This window comes from Olsenella sp. SW781 (assembly GCF_012027725.1).
Taxonomy (GTDB): Bacteria; Actinomycetota; Coriobacteriia; order Coriobacteriales; family Atopobiaceae; genus Thermophilibacter.
The window spans coordinates 85,104-101,476 of the sequence record NZ_SJOU01000004.1 but is presented as its reverse complement, the minus strand read 5'-3'; the positions used below and the strand labels follow the sequence as shown (position 1 = coordinate 101,476).

General features: G+C 69.4%; 13 protein-coding genes. 10 read left to right on the top strand and 3 right to left on the bottom strand.

What is annotated here, in order from left to right; all coding sequences use genetic code 11:
* Nucleotides 1-14 precede the first annotated feature (14 nt).
* The 5 genes from E0L17_RS11200 to E0L17_RS03465 all read left to right on the top strand — a co-directional run bounded on the left by E0L17_RS11200 (nt 15) and on the right by E0L17_RS03465 (nt 9,084).
* The gene (locus E0L17_RS11200) at nt 15-1,829 is read left to right on the top strand and encodes an ABC transporter ATP-binding protein (protein WP_167929865.1); all 1,815 of its coding nucleotides are present in this window, start codon (nt 15-17) and stop codon (nt 1,827-1,829) included.
* Nucleotides 1,823-2,614: an energy-coupling factor transporter transmembrane component T family protein gene (locus E0L17_RS03480; RefSeq protein ID WP_167929864.1), complete on the top strand. Its 792-nt coding sequence runs from the start codon at nt 1,823-1,825 to the stop codon at nt 2,612-2,614. Before E0L17_RS11200 ends, E0L17_RS03480 begins: the two co-directional genes overlap by 7 nt.
* A 144-nt stretch (nt 2,615-2,758) precedes the next feature.
* Complete coding sequence (locus tag E0L17_RS03475; RefSeq protein WP_167929863.1) at nt 2,759-6,508, top strand: phosphoribosylformylglycinamidine synthase; 3,750 nt, start codon at nt 2,759-2,761, stop codon at nt 6,506-6,508.
* Nucleotides 6,509-6,896: 388 nt separating this feature from the next.
* Nucleotides 6,897-7,868 (top strand): DMT family transporter, encoded by a 972-nt coding sequence (locus tag E0L17_RS03470; RefSeq protein ID WP_167929862.1) that lies wholly within the window; start codon nt 6,897-6,899, stop codon nt 7,866-7,868.
* 250 nt (nt 7,869-8,118) lie between these two features.
* Nucleotides 8,119-9,084, top strand: a complete 966-nt coding sequence (locus E0L17_RS03465; protein WP_167929861.1) for a 3-hydroxyacyl-CoA dehydrogenase family protein — start codon at nt 8,119-8,121, stop codon at nt 9,082-9,084.
* Nucleotides 9,085-9,117: 33 nt separating this feature from the next.
* On the opposite strand, the gene E0L17_RS03460 is transcribed toward E0L17_RS03465, so the two are convergent.
* On the bottom strand, nt 9,118-9,294 hold the full coding sequence (locus E0L17_RS03460) for a hypothetical protein (protein ID WP_167929860.1): 177 nt from the start codon (nt 9,292-9,294) through the stop codon (nt 9,118-9,120).
* Between the two features lie 107 nt (nt 9,295-9,401).
* On the opposite strand from E0L17_RS03460, the gene E0L17_RS03455 reads away from it, so the two are divergent.
* Both E0L17_RS03455 and E0L17_RS03450 read left to right on the top strand, forming a co-directional pair.
* Nucleotides 9,402-9,953: an RNA polymerase sigma factor gene (locus tag E0L17_RS03455; protein WP_206108990.1), complete on the top strand. Its 552-nt coding sequence runs from the start codon at nt 9,402-9,404 to the stop codon at nt 9,951-9,953.
* Nucleotides 9,934-11,019 carry a hypothetical protein gene (locus tag E0L17_RS03450; RefSeq protein WP_167929859.1) on the top strand — a complete coding sequence of 362 codons (1,086 nt, stop codon included), beginning with the start codon at nt 9,934-9,936 and terminating at the stop codon, nt 11,017-11,019. Before E0L17_RS03455 ends, E0L17_RS03450 begins: the two co-directional genes overlap by 20 nt.
* An 87-nt stretch (nt 11,020-11,106) precedes the next feature.
* On the opposite strand, the gene E0L17_RS03445 is transcribed toward E0L17_RS03450, so the two are convergent.
* Together E0L17_RS03445 and E0L17_RS03440 are read right to left on the bottom strand one after the other, a co-directional pair.
* Nucleotides 11,107-12,285, bottom strand: a complete 1,179-nt coding sequence (locus E0L17_RS03445; RefSeq protein WP_167929858.1) for an NAD(P)-dependent malic enzyme — start codon at nt 12,283-12,285, stop codon at nt 11,107-11,109.
* A 105-nt stretch (nt 12,286-12,390) separates the two neighbouring features.
* Nucleotides 12,391-12,906, bottom strand: coding sequence for a hypothetical protein (locus tag E0L17_RS03440; protein WP_167929857.1), 516 nt, complete (start codon nt 12,904-12,906; stop codon nt 12,391-12,393).
* Between the two features lie 263 nt (nt 12,907-13,169).
* Between E0L17_RS03440 and galE the strand changes: the two genes are divergently transcribed.
* The 3 genes from galE to E0L17_RS03425 are packed head-to-tail and all read left to right on the top strand — an operon-like array spanning nt 13,170 to nt 16,252.
* Nucleotides 13,170-14,225, top strand: a complete 1,056-nt coding sequence (galE, locus tag E0L17_RS03435; RefSeq protein ID WP_167929856.1) for a UDP-glucose 4-epimerase GalE — start codon at nt 13,170-13,172, stop codon at nt 14,223-14,225.
* Nucleotides 14,226-14,251: 26 nt separating this feature from the next.
* Nucleotides 14,252-15,295, top strand: coding sequence for a polyprenyl synthetase family protein (locus tag E0L17_RS03430; RefSeq protein WP_167929855.1), 1,044 nt, complete (start codon nt 14,252-14,254; stop codon nt 15,293-15,295).
* Nucleotides 15,296-15,331: 36 nt separating this feature from the next.
* Complete coding sequence (locus E0L17_RS03425; RefSeq protein ID WP_167929854.1) at nt 15,332-16,252, top strand: peptidoglycan-binding domain-containing protein; 921 nt, start codon at nt 15,332-15,334, stop codon at nt 16,250-16,252.
* Nucleotides 16,253-16,373: the final 121 nt, after the last annotated feature.

Here is a 16,373-nt window from a genome sequence, read left to right as displayed (position 1 = left end):
CCGGCGAGAAGAACGTGGCGCCCGCCGAGCATCCGCCCATCGAGCATCCGCCCGTGAGGCTCTCGCACGTGACCCTCGTCTACGACGGGGGCGTGCGCGCACTCGACGACGTCTCCCTCGAGGTGGCGCGCGGCGAGCGGGTCTGCGTGCTCGGCGCCAACGGCTCGGGCAAGTCCACCTTGGCATCCGTGATCTGCGGACTGCTCGCCCCCGACGAGGGCGCGGTCGAGCTCGCCGGGGAGCGCGTGTGCGCCGACGGCAGGCCCGACCTCGAGGCATACCGTCGTGCGAGGCGCTCCCTCGGGCTCGTCTTCCAGAACCCGGACGACCAGATCGTCACGAGCGTCGTCGAGGACGACGTGGCCTTCGGGCCCGAGAACCTCGGCCTGCCGCGCGAGGAGATCGCCGCGCGCGTGGCCCGTGAGCTGCGCCGCGTTGCGATGGAGGGGTATGCCGGGGCCGACCCGGCGCGCCTCTCGGGCGGACAGCGGCAGCGCGTGTGCATCGCCGGGGCGCTCGCAATGGAGCCGGCCGTGCTCGTGCTCGACGAGCCCGGGTCGCTCCTCGACGTGCGCGGGCGCGCGGCGATCCTGCGCGTGATGGGCCGCCTCGCTGCTGCGGGCACCACGCTCGTCCACGTGACGCACTTCATGGAGGAGGCGCTCGAGGCGGACCGCGTGCTGGTCATGGACCATGGCCGCATCGTGCTCGAGGGGACGCCGGGCGAGGTCTTCTCGCACGGGCCCGAGCTCTCCGGGCTCGGCCTCGAGGTGCCGTTTGCCGCCCGCCTCTCCGAGCGCCTCGGCCTCCCCTGGACCTGCGACGAGCAGGACGTCGTCCGCAAATTGGGGACGTGTTTTTTCTCGCAGGCGGAACGGGACAGGCCTGCCGCGGCCGCCGCGCAGATGCCGACGGACCGCCCAGGCCTGTCCCGTTCCGCCTGCGAGAAAAAACACGTCCCCAATTTGCGGGTCGAGCACGCGTCGTTCTCGTATGGGCGCGGGACGCGGGCGCTCGACGACATCTCGTTCGAGGTCCCCGCGGGCTCCTCGACAGCCGTCATCGGGCAGACCGGCTCGGGCAAGTCCACGCTGCTCCGGCTGCTCTGCGGACTGGAGCGCCCCGACGAGGGGCGTGTCGTCGTCGACGGCCATGACACGTCCTCCCGACGCGGTCGCAGGGCGGCCAAGCGCTCCGTCGGCTACGTGATGCAGCACCCCGAGCGTCAGCTCTTCGCCGAGACGGTCGAGAAGGACGTGGCGTTTGGGCCTCAGAACCTCAAGCTGCCCGCGGCCGAGGTCGAGCGGCGCGTCTCGCGCGCCCTCGAGACCGTGGGCCTCGCCGACCGCCGCAAGGACTCGCCCTTCACGCTCTCCGGAGGGCAGCGGCGGCTCTGCGCGCTCGCCGGCATCCTCGCCATGGGGCCACGCATCCTCGTGCTTGACGAGCCCGCGGCGGGGCTCGACCCGCGCGGCCGCGCCATGCTGCGCCGCGTGCTTGCCCGCCTGTCCAAGCAGGGCATCACCCTCGTGCAGGTCACGCACTCGATGGAGGATGCGGCGCGCGCCGATCGCGTGGTCGCGCTCGACCAGTCGCGCCTCGTCGCCATAGGCACCCCCCGCGAGGTCTTCTCGCGCGGCAACGAGCGCCGTCTCCGCGAGGGCGGCCTCGGCATCCCACGCTCCCTGCGCGTGGCTCGCGAGCTCGAGGACCACGGCTGGCCCCCGCTCGGCGACCCCCTCACCACCGACGAGCTCGTCGCCGTGATTCGCGCCCGCGCGGAGCGTGCAAAAGTGCCTGTCCCCTTTGCACGGGAGGGGAAATGCTGAGAATAACGGTCGGGCAGTACTACGCCGCCCCCTCCCCCATCCACCGGCTTGACGCGCGGGTCAAGCTCGTCTGCGCGCTCGCGGCACTCGTGGCAATCTTCTGCGTGTCCAACGCCGCCCAGCTCGGCATCGCCGTCGCCTTTGTCGCGGCGACGCTCCTGCTCTCTCGCGTGCCCGCCGGCAGGGTCCTCGCCTCGGTGCGCCCCCTCCTGGTGTTTCTCGCCGTCCTCTCGCTCTTCAACCTGTTCTTCGTGAGGACGGGCGACGTCGTGGCCACGCTCGGCCCCGTCTCGATCACCTCGGGGGGCGTCGCCGCCGCAGCGCTCTACACCGCGCGCTTCGCGCTCGCGCTCGTGACCGGCTCGCTCATCATGCTCACGACGACCCCCACCCAGCTCTCCGACGCCTTCGACCGCATGCTCTCCCCGCTCTCGCGCGTCGGCCTGCCGGGACACGAGATCGCCATGGTCTTCTCGCTCATGATGCGCTTCGTGCCCACGCTCGCCGACGAGGCCTCCGCCATCATCGACGCCCAGTCGCTGCGCGGCGGCGCCTTCGACGAGGGCGGGCCCGTCCAGCGCGTGCGCTCCATCGTGCCCGTGGTCGTGGCCCTGCTCGCGAGCGGGCTGCGCCATGCCGACGGGCTCTCCCGCGCGCTCGACGCCCGCTGCTACGAGGGGGGCGAGGGCCGCACGCACCTCCACGAGCAGCGCCTCGGACGCCGGGAGCTCGTGGCCGGGTTGCTGACCGCCGCGCTTCTCGTCGCGCTCGTCCTTCTCGCCTAGCGCCTCGCCGCCGCACGCGCGAGGGCGAGGCGTGCAAAAGTGACTGTCCCCTTTGCACGCCTGCCCCAGCCCCGACGGCCGTGCCGCTTTGCCGTAGAATGGGACGTTAGGGAACGGGCCCTCGACAGCAGGAGGTAGCAGCGCATGGTCTCTCGCATCTACGTGGAGAAGAAGCCGGGATTTGACGGGGAGGCCACGTCGCTCGAGCGCGAGCTCAGGACGCTCCTCGGCATCGAGTCCCTCACCGGCCTCAGGCTCATCAACCGCTACGACGTCGAGGGCATCACCCCCGAGCTCTTTGCGTCCTGCGTGCCCACGGTCTTCTCGGAGCCCCAGACCGACATCGCCACCGAGGAGATGCCCGAGGTGGCGGAGGGCGCCGTGGTCTTTGCCGTGGAGTTCCTCCCCGGCCAGTTTGACCAGCGAGCCGACTCCGCGAGCGAGTGCGTCCAGCTCATCAGCCAGGGCGAGCGCCCGCTCGTGCGCTCCGCGACCATCTACGTCCTCGAGGGCGCGCTCTCCGAGACGGACGTGGACGCCGTGAAGCACTACGTGGTGAACCCCGTCGAGGCGCGCCTCGCCTCCCTCGACAAGCCCGCAACGCTCGCGACCGAGATTCCCGAGCCCGCGCCCGTGGAGGTGCTCGACGGCTTCCGCGAGCTCGACGAGGCCGGCCTCGCCGCCTTCATCGCCGAGCGCGGCCTGGCCATGGACGCGGCGGACATCGCCTTCTGCCAGGAGTACTTCCGCGGCGAGGGCCGCGACCCCTCCATCACGGAGATCCGCGTCATCGACACCTACTGGTCCGACCACTGCCGCCACACCACCTTCGGCACCGTGCTCACCGACGTCACGATCGACGACGCCACGGTGCAGGAGGCCTTTGACCGCTACCTGGTGATGCGCCACGAGCTCGGCCGCGACGAGCGCCCCGTGACCCTCATGGACATGGGCACGATCGGCGCCAAGTGGCTCACGCACACGGGCCAGCTCACCGGCCTCGACGAGTCCGAGGAGATCAACGCGTGCACCGTCAAGGTCACCGTGGACGTGGACGGCGAGGACCAGGGCTGGCTCTTCCTCTTCAAGAACGAGACCCACAACCACCCCACCGAGATCGAGCCCTTCGGCGGCGCGGCCACCTGCATCGGCGGCGCCATCCGCGACCCGCTCTCCGGGCGGAGCTACGTCTACCAGGCCATGCGCGTGACCGGAGCGGCCGACCCCACCGTGCCCGTCTCTAAGACCATGGCGGGCAAGCTGCCGCAGCGCAAGCTCGTCACCACCGCGGCCGCCGGCTACTCCTCCTACGGCAACCAGATCGGCCTGGCCACGGGGCAGGTCTCCGAGCTCTACCACCCGGGATACGTGGCCAAGCGCATGGAGGTCGGCGCCGTCGTGGGCGCCACCCCCGCCTCCCACGTGCGCCGCGAGGAGCCGCAGCCCGGCGACAAGATCATCCTGCTGGGCGGGCGCACCGGCCGCGACGGCATCGGCGGCGCCACCGGCAGCTCCAAGGCGCACAACGTGGAGTCCATCGAGAAGGACGGGGCCGAGGTCCAGAAGGGCAACGCGCCCATGGAGCGCAAGCTCCAGCGCCTCTTCCGCCGCGGCGACGCGTGCCGCCTCATCAAGCGCTGCAACGACTTCGGCGCGGGCGGCGTGAGCGTGGCCGTGGGCGAGCTGGCCGACGGCCTCTACATCGACCTCGACCAGGTCACCAAGAAGTACGAGGGCCTCGACGGCACCGAGCTCGCCATCTCCGAGTCCCAGGAGCGCATGGCCGTGGCCGTGGCGGAGGACGACGTGGACGAGTTCATGGACTACGCCCGCGAGGAGAACCTCGAGGCCACCGTCATCGCCGAGGTCACGCACGAGAAGCGCGTGCGCATGGCCTGGATGGGCGACGTCATCGTCGACCTCTCCCGCGAGTTCCTCGCCAGCAACGGCGCCCCCAAGCATCAGGCCGCGCACGTCGAGGCGCCGAGCGTCTGGCAGCCGTCCTGGGGCGGCGCCACCCTCGAGGAGCGCCTGCGCGCGCTTGTGACCGACCTCAACGTCTGCTCCAACAAGGGCCTCTCCGAGCGCTTCGACTCCACCATCGGCGCCGGCACCGTGCTCATGCCCTTCGGCGGCAGGACGCAGCTCACGCCCGCGCAGGCGATGGTCGCCAAGTTCCCCGTCATGGGCGAGACCACCACGGTCTCCGGCATGGCGTGGGGCTTCAACCCCTACCTCATGAGCGCGGACCAGTTCGCGGGCGCCTACCTCTCCGTCGTGGAGAGCGTCTCCCGCCTCGTGGCCACCGGCTTTGCGCACGAGCGCGCCTACCTCAGCTTCCAGGAGTACTTCGAGCGCCTGCGCGACGTCCCGGAGCGCTGGGGCAAGCCGCTCGCCGCGGTGCTGGGGGCGCTTATGGCCCAGGCCGACCTCGGCATCGGCGCCATCGGCGGCAAGGACTCCATGTCGGGCTCCTTCGAGGACCTCGACGTGCCGCCCACGCTCGTCTCCTTCGCCGTTGCCACGGGCTCGGTCGACCGCGTGACCTCACCTGAGTTCAAGGCCGCCGGCCACCGCGTCGTCCGCATCGCGCCCGCCGCCTACGGCGACGACCACCGCCCCGCGCTCGCCCCGCTCATGCACGCCCTCGAGCTCGTCGAGGCGCTCACCGCCGCGGGCGCCGCGCTCGCATGCGACACGCCCGGCTACGGCGGCACCGCCGAGGCGCTCTTCAAGATGTGCGTGGGCAACCAGATCGGCCTCGAGCTCGCGGACGACGTCGACGTTGACTCCCTCTTCGAGCCGATGTACGGCAGCTTCGTCGTGGAGCTCTCCGAGGAGGCCGACGCCGTCCTCGCGCAGGCGGCCGACGACGTGGTGATCGAGCCGCTCGGCACCACCGTCGAGGGCTACGTCCTGGAGACGGCCGACGAGCAGATTGACCTCTCCGCACTCCAGGAGGCCTGGGAGGGCGGCATCGAGTCCGTCTTCCCCTACCGCACGCCCGCCGACGAGGCCGCAGCCCTGCCCGCCGTTGAGCCCGTGTCCTTCTCCTGCGACGCGCCCCACGTCTACGCAGGCGAGAAGATCGCACGCCCGCGCGTGATCATCCCCGTCTTCCCGGGCACCAACTGCGAGTACGACACCGCCCGCGCCTTCGAGCGCGCCGGTGCCGTGGCCGACGTCTTCGTGGTCAACAACCTCACGCCCAGCGCCGTGGCCGAGAGCAGCCACGAGCTCGCGCGCCGCATTCGCGAGAGCCAGATCGTCATGATCCCCGGCGGCTTCTCCGGCGGCGACGAGCCCGACGGCTCCGCCAAGTTCATCACCGCGTTCTTCCGCGCGCCCGAGGTCACCGAGGCCGTGCGCGAGCTCCTGCAGTCCCGAGACGGCCTCATGCTCGGCATCTGCAACGGCTTCCAGGCGCTCGTGAAGCTGGGTCTTGTGCCCTACGGTGACATCCGCCCGATGGACGACACCTGCCCCACGCTCACTTTCAACACCATCGGCCGTCACCAGAGCCGCCTCGTGCGCACGCGCGTGGCGAGCAACCTCAGCCCCTGGCTCTCTAAGTGCGAGGTCGGCGACGTGCACAACATCGCGATCTCTCACGGCGAGGGCCGCTTCGTGGCCTCGCCCGAGGTGCTCGAGAAGCTCATCGCCGCCGGCCAGGTGGCCACCCAGTACGTGGACGAGGCCGGCGTGCCGGGGATGTCGCTCGACGTGAACCCCAACGGCTCCGTCCTCGCCATCGAGGGCATCACCTCGCCGGACGGCCGCGTCCTCGGCAAGATGGGCCACACCGAGCGCTCCGGCGCGGGGCTCTACAAGAACGTGCCGGGCAACGCATACCAGCCGCTCATCGAGAGCGGCGTGGCGTACTTCACGGAGTAGCCCGCTTCGATCGGCCGCCCTTCTCGCTCGCGGGGGGCGGCCTTTTGCTGGCGTGGTGTCCGCGCCTCCCGCCCCGCCCCGCGCGTTGCGGAAACGGGGGTCGTGGCAGCGCCGGCTTCTGAGGCGTTATCGAATCTGGGGTTATGGCAGAAATCGAGCTGCCATAACCCCATTTTCTATAACGGGCGAGGAGAAACCCCTGTTGGCCCTCGGGCCTTATTGCCATAACCCCAGGTTCGGCAACGCACGAAGCCCGTCGATTGCCATAACCCCCATTCCGACAACGCCCACAGATGGCGCGCGGCGGGGGCGCGTCGTTCTTCTCGCCGGCACCGAGCGATGCTGCTAGGATTACGTGCGGTACAAACGCAGAGGAAGCGAGAAGAACGTGAGCGAAGCAGACGCCCGCCCCGAGAAGACGCCGTTCATAGCCACCCTGCCCGGCGTGGTGCTGGCCTGCCTGGCAGCGTGCTTTCTGTGGGGCTCGGCGTTCCCGTGCGTGAAGATCGGCTACGAGCTGTTCGGGGTCGACGCCGCCGACGTGCCGTCAATCCTGGCCTTTGCGGGAACGCGCTTCGTGATTGCGGGCCTCATGGTGGTCGCCGGCATGAGCGTGGCGCGGCGGCGCGCCTTCCTGCCCGAAAGGCGCGACCTGCCCGCGATCGGCACGCTCTCGCTCTTCCAGACCGTGCTGCAGTACGTCCTCTTCTACGTTGGCCTCGCCAACTGCGCGGGCGTGACGAGCTCCATCCTCGAGGCGAGCAACTCGTTTCTCTGCGTCCTTCTCGCGGCGCTCGTCTTCCGCTTCGAGCGGCTCACAGGCCGCAAGGTGCTCGGCTGCCTCGTGGGCTTTGCGGGCGTTGTGCTGGTGAACGTCGCCGGGGAGTCGGGCGGGCTCAGCTTCGCCCTCACCGGTGAGGGGATGGTGCTGCTCTCCACCGTCGCCGCCGCCACGTCGAGCAACCTCGCCAAGCGCTTCTCGCGCGAGCACGACCCCGTGCTGCTCTCCGGCTGGCAGTTCGTCTTCGGCGGGGCGATCATGCTGGTCGTGGGCCTCGTCGCTGGCGGCCGCGTCGCCCCAGCGGACGCGGCGAACCCGCTGCCCGCGCTCACGCTTCTCGCCTACCTCGGCTTCATCTCCGCCGCGGCATACTCGCTCTGGTCGGTCGCGCTCGCCGCGAACCCGGTCTCGCGCGTGGCGGTCTTCGGCTTCATGAACCCGGTCTTCGGCGTGCTGCTCTCCGCCGTCCTTCTCGGTGAGACCAACGTGGTGAGCCCCGCCGTTGCCGTGACGGCGCTTGCGCTGGTGAGCCTGGGCATCGTCATCGTGAACCGCCCGGAAAAGGGGTGCGGCGCATAGCCTTGCGCCGATTGTCGGTGATTATTGGGAGGGAGCCCTCGTATTCCCCCTCGAAGGAAAGACCTTTCCGCAGCTAGATAATTGTCACCTCGCCGGTGATACTTACCGCCTCCGCCGAAAATCACCGACAATCGGCGCCTCCCCACGTTCCGAGCGCCGCTCGCCGGTCGTGCGACGCCTTGGGTGCCGTGGTGCGCGCCGCGTGATAGAACGGTAGTGGCATCTTTTCGCTTGCGACCAAGGAGGCACGATGAAGGCGGAGGACATCAGGGTCGCCGCGTCAATCGGCGCGGGGGTCATCGGGTACAGCTGGGCGCTCAAGTTCGCGATGGCGGGGCTCGACGTGTGGGCGCAGAACCGCACCGAGGAGTCCGGCAATCTGGCACGAGAGCGCGTACGGGACTCGCTCGCCTCGCTCGTGAAGAACGGCGTCTACGACGAGGCCCAGGCAGCCGCAATCGCCGATCGCATCCACTACACCACCTCCATCGAGGAGGCGGTGCGGGACGCCCAGTTCATCCAGGAGTCCTCCGCCGAGCACTACGAGGTGAAGTGGGGGCTCGTTCGCGCAATCGAGGCCGCCGCCGCGCCCGACGCCATCGTCGCCAGCTCCACCTCCGGCCTGCTCGTGAGCCAGATCGCCAAGGATGCCGCCCATCCCGAGCGCTTCTGCGGAGGCCACCCGTACAACCCGCCCCACCTCATTCCGCTCGTGGAGATCACCAAGGGCGAGCGCACCTCCGACGAGGTCGTATCGTGCGCCAAGGAGTTCTACGCACGGGTGGGCATGGAGCCCGTCGTGCTGCAGAAGGAGGCGCTCGGCTTCATCTGCAACCGTCTGCAGATGGCCCTCTATCGCGAGGTCGCCAACCTCGTGCTCTCCGGTGTCTGCACCGTCGAGGACGCCGACAAGGCCGTCACCTTCGGCCCCGGCATCCGCTGGGGCATCATGGGGCCGTCGCTCGTCTTTGAGCTGGGGGGCGGCAAGGGCGGCGTCTCGGGCCTCATGAGCCACCTCAACGACTCGATCAGCCTCTGGCTTGCCGACATGGCCGACTGGAAGAGCTTCCCGCCCGAGTTCGCGCAGGCCGCGCAGGAAGGAGTGAACGCGGAGCTCGCCGCGCGCCCGGCCGAGATCGGCAACACGCCCGAGAGCCTGGCGGAGTATCGCGACCACATGATCATCGAGATCCTCAAGCTCCACGGCAAGCTCTAGGGTCCCGCGTCGCGCGCGGGGCTTGCGTCGCGCCTACCGCGGCCGGTGGTGCGTGAGGTGCCAGCCGCCGCAGTACGGGCACTCATAGACGAAGATCTTCGGAGCGTCCTTGCGACGCGAGCTCCTCTCGGCCGCCTTGCGCGCGTCGACCCGCGTGTCGTAGCGCTTCTTGCGCCCGCACGCCCGGTATTCCTGGCTCTGCTCGTCCATCTCCCCTCCCGGACTGCCACTGACGCCAGTGGCAGCCCCCCTCGCACGCCCGACTACGGGAACATTATGCACTGCTGGCGCATGTACTGGGCAGGGAGGTGATGAGCGTGGACAAAACCAAGACACGCACCGAGAAGTTCATGCGGCACGCGATGGCCGCGCACGGAAACTCGGTCTATCTCGTTGCGCTTGCGCAGACGCGCTCGGAGCACGACGCCCAGGACGTGGCGCAGGACGTGTTCTGCCGGCTGCTCACGGACGGCACCGCGTTCACCAGCGACGAGCACCTGCGCGCTTGGCTTCTGCGCGTGACGGTCAACCGATGCCACGAGCTCTACCGCATGCCGTGGAGGCGCCGCGTGGAGAGCGCCGAGGACGCCGGGGGCGAGCTGCCGGCGCGCGACGCGAGTACGGAGGACGCAGCCCTCGCGGAGCTGCGCGCCGACCCGGTCTGGCAGGCACTTCAGGCCCTGCCCGAGAAACTCCGCGTGGTGGCGTTGCTCCACTACGTTGAGGAGTACACGACCGACGAGATCGCCCGCGTGGTGGGATGCGCCCCCTCGACGGTGCGCACGCGCCTGCATCGGGCGCGCAAGAGGATGAGGCAGATGCTCGATCCAGAAACTAAGGAGAGATGCCATGAGCAGCCAGCAGTTTGAGAGGTTCCGCACGCGGGCGCGTCGCGTGGCGCTGCCCGAGGACGTACGGAAGTCCGTAATCGATGAGATCAGGGCCGAGAAGGGCGAGTGTGCCCGGGGCTCGCGTCGGAGACGTGGGGCCGGTAGCCCCGTCACACGGCGAGCCGTCATAGCCGCTGGCCTCGGGACGCTTGGCGTTGCAGCGGGCTACCTCGCGCTCTCCGTCGTGACCCGGCCCAGTCCCGCAGAGCCGACCGCAGGCGTCCCCACCGCCGAGCCCGAGGGCAACTTCTTCGCCCTCGCCGCCTACGCCGACGGCACCCCCTATGGGGACAACACCGTCATCGCCAGGCAGATGGTAGGCTCCGCCGGCTCACGCGGCGGCAGAGCGGGACTCTACTGGTACGCCGCTCGCACGCTCAACTTCGACGTCACAGGCACGGGCATCGAGAAGATCGCGTATGCGCTCGAGGGGGACGTCGTGGGCTTTCCAGAGGGTGACACGGAGGAGATGCCCCTTGACCGGCCATACGCCTATCTCGACGCGCTCTACAACCATCCTGACCAGGTGGGAGAGGGCGAGGCCCACCCCGACCACGGCGGCACCCTCGACGGCTTCACCGTGGACTATGCCAACCAGGAGCAGGACCAGGACGACTTCAACCGCCAGATCTGGACGTACTTCCCCACGGATGACGAGCTCGAGGAGCTCTACCGCCAGCAGAATGCCCTTTTCGAGGCGCGGGATGGCACCTATGAGGGCGAGCTCGCCGACATGAGGGCGAGCAACGCCTTCTGGTCCGCCGTCGAACGGCGCAGCATAGACGTGCTCATGCAGCTCACCCTCGCCCTCACGGTGACGTTCGAAAACGGGGAGACCAAGACGAAGCGCTACACCATCGGCATCCGCGATAATTACGATGACGTCGTCGCCGCATTCGACGAGAAGAACGCGGAGCTCAGCGCCCAGATGTCCATCTATCAGGACGACCCCGACCACCAGGCGGAGTACGAGGCCGCCTACCAGAGCTGGCAGGAGCTCATGGAGAGCCGCCCCGACGACCTCTTCACCCTCACCGAAACGTAAAAGGGGACGGGTTATTTCTCTCAGGAAAAGCGGGACAGGCCCGGGCCTGTCCCGCTTTTCCTGAGAGAAATAACCCGTCCCCAAATTCTAGAGGCGAGCAACCCCGCTCTTGCGGGCGGCCTCGGCCACGGCGGCGGCGACGGCGGGCGCCACGCGCTCGTCGAAGGCGCCGGGGATGATGTAGTCGGCGGCGCGGTGCTCGTCGTCGACGAGGCCGGCGATCGCGTAGGCCGCGGCCTCCATCATGTCGTCGTTGATGTCGGACGCGCGCACGTCGAGGGCGCCGCGGAAGATGCCCGGGAACGCGAGCACGTTGTTGATCTGGTTGGGGAAGTCGGAGCGGCCCGTGGCGGCCACGGCGGCCCCTGCCGCGAGCGCCTCGTCCGGCATGATCTCCGGCACGGGGTTCGCGCAGGCGAAGACGATCGGGGCCGGCGCCATCGTGCGGACCATGTCCTGGGTGAGCACGCCGGGAGCGGAGACGCCCACGAAGACGTCGGCGCCCTTGACGGCGTCGGCGAGGCTGCCCCTCACGCCCTCGCGGTTGGTCCACGTGGCGATCTCGGCCTTCTCGGGGTTGAGACCCTCGCGGCCCTCGTAGATGGCGCCCGTGCGGTCGCAGATGATGACGTCCTTCACGCCCATGCGCTGCATGAGCTTGGCGATGGAGATGCCCGCGGCGCCGGCGCCGGAGAAGACCACGCGCACGTCCGCGAGCTCGCGGCCGGTGAGGCGGCAGGCGTTGATGAGCGCGGCGCAGGTCACGACCGCAGTGCCGTGCTGGTCGTCGTGGAAGACGGGGATGTCACAGCACTCCTTGAGGCGGCGCTCGATCTCAAAGCAGCGCGGCGCGGAGATGTCCTCGAGGTTGATTCCGCCGAAGCTGCCGGCGACGAGCTCGACGGTGCGGACGATCTCGTCCACGTCCTTGGAGCGCACGCACAGCGGGAACGCGTCCACGTCCGCGAAGGTCTTGAACAGGGCGCACTTGCCCTCCATGACCGGCATGCCCGCCTCGGGGCCGATGTCGCCGAGGCCCAGAACCGCGGTGCCGTCCGTGACCACGGCCACCAGGTTGCCGCGGCGGGTATAGGTGTAGGAGTCCTCCACGTTCTCGGAGATCTTGAGGCACGGCGCGGCGACGCCCGGCGTGTAGGCCACGGCCAGCTCCTCCGGCGTGGTGATGGGGGCGCGGGTGATCACCTCGATCTTGCCCTGCCACTCCTTGTGCTTGTCCAGCGCGTACTGCTTGGCGTCCTCGGCCATGGATGCTCCCATCTCACAGGGCCGGCCCCCGCCGGCCAAATTCACACCGCCCATCAGTCTATCCCTCTCGTGGCAACGGTGACAGGGTCGTTTGCCGGGAAACCCTCACGCCAGCGCCATCGCGCCGAGCCACCCCCAGCGCGGCTCGCTCGCCACGCCGTACGCGGAGAGCCACAGCGTCAGAGGGACGCGACGCACGCGCCCGTCGACGCAGTCCATGACAACACCGTCCCCCACATAGAGCCCCACGTGGCCATGGTCCCAGCCACCCGCGCCGTACGGGTGGCGGCCCACGGCCACGACCATGCCCACGAGCAGGTCGCCCACGTCCGTGAGATGACAGAACCCCTCGTACAGCTCGCGCGCATCGCCCGAGACGTAGCCCATGCCCAGGCGGGAGAACGACCGCTCCACCCACGCGGCGCAGAGGCCCTCCCCCATCGCCGCGGTTCCATGCGCACACTCGACGAGCCGTCTCTGGAGCGGCGTCGCGTCGAGAAGCGCCTGCGGCTCGCGGCCGGCCGGCACCGGGCGCCACGCAGGCTCGCCATAGATGGTCGTCACCCCGTCGCCAGCGAGAAGGCCCCGCGACGCAAGTGCGCAGAGGAGTTGCTTGCGCACGTTCTTCTCCCCTCCCCGACAGCCCGGCCCAACGGGATCCGGCACTCATGCGTGTCGGCTCGAGCCGCGGACCCTCGGCAAAGAGTGTCGGCCTCTTCTCTGACTTTGTCGAGAAGTGCCGTCCGACAGGCAGTCGCAAGCCGGCGCGCATGAGTGTCGGCCCTGAGGGAGCTGGAGGTCGCACCTCTCAGCGCCCCGCCGACGTATACTTATGAGCAGGGGGGATTTACGGGGAAACGTCCACCACAACCGAAAGGACTTCCATGAGCGAGAAGATCGCGCCCCAGGACACCTGCGTGCTCGTCACCGGCGGAGCCGGCTTCATCGGCAGCCACACGGTCGTCGAGCTGCTTACGCGCGGCTACCAGGTCGTTATCGTCGACGACCTCTCCAACGCGTCCGCCAAGGTCATGGACCGGATCAAGACCATCGTCGGGGAGCCGGCCGCGGCCAACCTCACCTTCTACGAGGCCGACGTCAACGACCGCGCCGCGCTCGCCAAGATCTTCGACGAGCACCGCCCGAGCCGCGTAATCCACTTCGCCGGCTACAAGGCCGTGGGCGAGTCCGTATCCAAGCCCATCGAGTACTACGCCAACAACATCGGCAACACGCTCACGCTCGTCGACGTCATGCGCGAGCACGGCTGCAAGTCCATCATCTTCTCCAGCTCCGCCACCGTCTACGGCGACCCGGACTCCCTGCCGCTCACCGAGGAGAGCCCCAAGAAGCCGGCCACCAACCCCTACGGCTGGACCAAGTGGATGATCGAGCAGATCCTCACGGACCTCCACACGGCCGACCCCGAGTGGAACGTCGTCCTTCTCCGCTACTTCAACCCCATCGGCGCGCACCCCTCGGGCCTCATGGGCGAGGACCCCAAGGGCATCCCCAACAACCTCGTGCCCTACGTCGCGCAGACCGCCATCGGCAAGCGCGACGCCGTGCACGTCTTCGGCGACGACTACGACACGCCAGACGGCACCGGCGTGCGTGACTACATCCACGTCTGCGACCTCGCCTCCGGCCACGCCGCGGCGCTCGCCTGGATGAACGGCCGCACGGGCGTCGAGGTCTTCAACCTCGGCACCGGCACGGGCACCTCGGTCCTCGAGATCATCAAGGCGTTCTCCAAGGCCTGCGGTCACGAGATCCCCTACGTTGTCGACCCGCGCCGCCCCGGCGACGTCACCGCCAACTACGCCGACTGCTCCAAGGCCCGCGACCTCATGGGCTGGGAGGCCAAGTTCAACATCGAGGACATGTGCCGCGACTCCTGGAACTGGCAGTCCCACAACCCCGACGGCTACGAGGGCTAGCGCCGGCGAGAAGGACGAGAAGGACCATGGAAGAGCTCTTCGTCACCTACCTGAGGGAGCGCCTGCCCCTCGTCGAGCGCGCGCTCGCGGACGCCGCGGACGCGCCCCTCACCGACGGGCCCGTCTCCGACGACCTCGCACGCTATCTCTACGCGCCGCTCCGCCGCTTCACCGCAGGCGGCGGCAAGCGCGTGCGGCCCGTGCTCGCGCTTCTCGGCGCCGAGGCCGTGGGCGGGCGGGCCGAGGACGCGCTCTCGTGCGCGGTCGCCGTCGAGCTCTTCCAGAGCGCGGCCCTCATCCACGACGACATCGCGGACGAGGGCGAGCTGCGCCGCGGCGAGCCGTGCCTGCACCGCGTGGAGGGCACGGGGCTGGCGATAAACGCCGGCGACCTGGCGCTCACCCAGGTCTTCGAGGTGGTCCTGCGCGACGAGGCGCTCCCCGCGGACCGAAGGCTTCGAGCGCTCTCCGAGCTGGTGCGCATGGAGCGTCACACGCTCGAGGGCCAGGCGCTCGACCTCGGCTGGGTTCGCGACGCGCGCTGGGACGTCACCTCCGAGGACTACCTCTACATGGTCACGAGCAAGACCTCGTGGTACTCCGCCGCCGTGCCGCTCTACGTGGGCGCGCTCGTGAGCGGAGGCTCGGAGGAGGCGGCGCGCGGCCTGCTCGAGATGGGCCTCACCGCCGGCGTCGCCTTCCAGCTGGCCGATGACCTGCTCAACCTCGTGGGAGACGCCGAGGCCCAGGGGAAGGACTTCCGCTCGGACATCACCGAGGGCAAGCGGACGCTCGCCGTGGTGTGGGCGCTCGAGCATCTCGATGACGTTGGCCGAGAGGAGCTCGTGGCGCTTCTCGGCAGCTCCACCACCGATGCCGCCGAGCTTGCCCGGGCCGTCGAGCTCATCGATCGGGGCGGCGGCATCGAGCACTGCCGCACGCTCGCGGGGCAGATGGCGGAGCGCGCCAAGGAGGGCGCGAGGGAGCTCGCCGAGGCGAGTCACATCACGGTTGAGGCTCGCGACCTGCTACTTTCTATGTCAGACTTCTTTGTGGAGCGCGCCAGCTAGGCGCGTCCCCATCCCATGTTCGCTTGAGGAGAGGCGATGGACGCTATTAGGCAAGGCGCGGCGGGTGTCGCCGTCGAGGACATTCAGGAGCGGCTCGAGTCGCTCGGCTACGCAATCGACGCCGTCGAGCGGGAGCACAGCTCGTTCGGTCCCTCGACCTCCGCGGCCATCGCGCGCTTCCGCATCGAGCACGGGCTCTCCCTCGGGGACGAGGTGGACACCGCGACGTGGTCCTCGCTCGTCGACGAGTGCTACCAGCTCGGGGATCGAACCCTCTACCTGCGCCTTCCCAACTTCCACGGCAACGACGTCCGCCAGCTCCAGGAGCGCCTCAACATCCTCGGGTTCTCCTGCGGCGAGCCGGACGGGACCTACGGCGTCCACACCGAGGCCGCGGTGAAGCTCTTCCAGGAGAGCATCGGCGTGCTCGCGGACGGCATGGCCTTCCCCGACACCTTTGACGCCATCGAGCGCCTCCGGCACGTCTGGGCGGGAAAGCCCGCCGACGGTCCCCACCCGATGGGCGGCATGGGCTTTGCGCGCGCGGCGAGCGTGCTCGAGAACGCCCACATCGCCATCACCGCCGAGGACCCGATCTCCCGCAACGTCGCGGGGCGTATCTGGAACCTCGCGCACGCCACGATCGACTCGTGCGGAATCGAGCTCCTCGGCTCGCCCGAGGGCGCGAGTCCCGACGTTCAGGCGCTTCTCGTCCTCTCCACCTCCGCGCTGCCCGATAACGTGGCGTCGGGCGTCGGCAACGTCATGCTCGACGACTTCGACACGCTCCCGCCGCGCCTGCGTACCGCGGTCCAGAGCTCGCACGCCACGCCCCCCACGGCGCGCATCGAGCTCCCCGTGGGCACCTCCGCCTTCACCGTCGGGGACGCCCAGACCTTCGCGGTCATCCTCCTTGACGCCATCTGCGCCGCCCTCGACGGGCTGGAGCTCGCGTAGCCCGACAAGGGTGACGGGGCCAGCCGCCAGCACCCCCGCCCGAGTGACTGGTTTTGAACGGATGAGGCCGCCAGAGGGCGCGCGTCCGTCCAAAACCAGTCACTTGCCATGAAGCGCGGGC